At 61.1% G+C, this 1,324-nt stretch carries 1 protein-coding gene and 1 other annotated feature; the gene reads right to left on the bottom strand.

Going from position 1 to position 1,324, the window contains the following annotated elements; genetic code table 11:
• Positions 1–39: 39 nt before the first annotated feature.
• Positions 40–1,274 (bottom strand): IS3 family transposase gene (locus tag HY26_RS18790; protein ID WP_370453466.1). Its coding sequence is split into 2 segments (ribosomal slippage): positions 40–983 and positions 983–1,274, totalling 1,236 coding nucleotides; the frame shifts between segments, so codons are not numbered across the junction.
• Positions 871–987, bottom strand: a sequence feature (AL1L pseudoknot). It overlaps the preceding gene by 117 nt.
• Positions 1,275–1,324: the final 50 nt, after the last annotated feature.

Consider the following 1,324-nt stretch of genomic DNA (forward strand, 5'->3'; position numbering starts at 1 on the left):
TGAACCGCCCCGGTAACCCCGGAGGCAATTCGGTTAGGGTCATGCAGCGATAGCGATTTCCTTCAGGGCTGCATAGTAGTTGGCTTCGGCTTCTGCCGGAGGAATATGTCCGACCGACCCAAGGAGTCTGCGGTTATTGAACCAGTCCACCCAGGTGAGGGTCGCATATTCGACGGCATCCATCGACTTCCATGGCCCCTTTCGATGGATGACTTCAGCCTTGTACAGACCATTGATCGTCTCAGCGAGGGCATTGTCGTAGGAGTCCCCGACGCTGCCGACGGAAGGTTCGAGGCCTGCTTCGGCAAGTCGCTCGGTGTACTTTATGGACACATATTGACTGCCGCGATCGGAATGATGCACCAGGCCGCTGCCGGAGACAGGCCTTCGGGCATGAAGGGCCTGTTCGAGCGCATCGAGGACGAAGCTCGCATGTGCTGTGCGGCTGACCCGCCAGCCAACAATGCGGCGGGCGAAGGCATCGATAATGAAGGCCACATAGACAAATCCGGTCCAGGTCGAAACGTAGGTGAAATCGCTCACCCAGAGGCGGTTCGGCGCTGGCGGCTGGAAGTTCCGGTTCACCTTGTCACGCGGGCATGGCGCTGATTTATCCGGGACGGTTGTGCGCACCTGTTTGCCTCGCCGGACACCCTGAAGGCCCAATTCCTTCATCAGCCGCTCGACCGTGCAGCGAGCGACCCCGAAGCCTTCCCGCAGCATCTGGCGCCAGACTTTCTCGGCCCCGTACACCTCGTGGTTCTCTTCCCACACCCGCTTGATCTCGGGTCGCAGGATGGCATCGCGCCGGACACGCGCCGGTGCCGTCTCCGGCTGGCGCCTGCGCCTTGCATGCTCGTAGTAGCTGGACGGGGCGATCGGCAATACCCGACAGATCGGCTCGACCCCATACTGATCGCGGTTTTCGTCAATGAATGCGATCATGTCTTCGACCGGCGGTCGAGCTCCGCCTGTGCGAAATAAGCGCTGGCCTTGCGAAGGATCTCATTGGCCTGGCGAAGCTCCCGGTTCTCTCGCTCCAGCGCCTTGATCCGTTCGCGCTCTTCTGTGCTGGGCCCCGCCCGCTTGCCGGCATCCCGCTCGGCCTGCACGACCCAGTTGTGCAGTGTCTGCGCACTGCATCCGATCTTAGCCGCAATCGAAACGATCGCTGCCCATTGCGATGGATGTTCGTGGCGATGATCCATCACCATTCGAACCGCACGCTCCCGCACTTCCGGCGAGTACCGGCCTTGTCTTGGTTGCTCTGTCATGGCTCCACTCTCTCAAAGAACAGAGCCTCCGGCAAACCCGGGGCGGTTCA

Source organism: Hyphomonas sp. GM-8P (assembly GCF_003263315.1).
Lineage (GTDB): Bacteria > Pseudomonadota > Alphaproteobacteria > Caulobacterales > Hyphomonadaceae > Hyphomonas.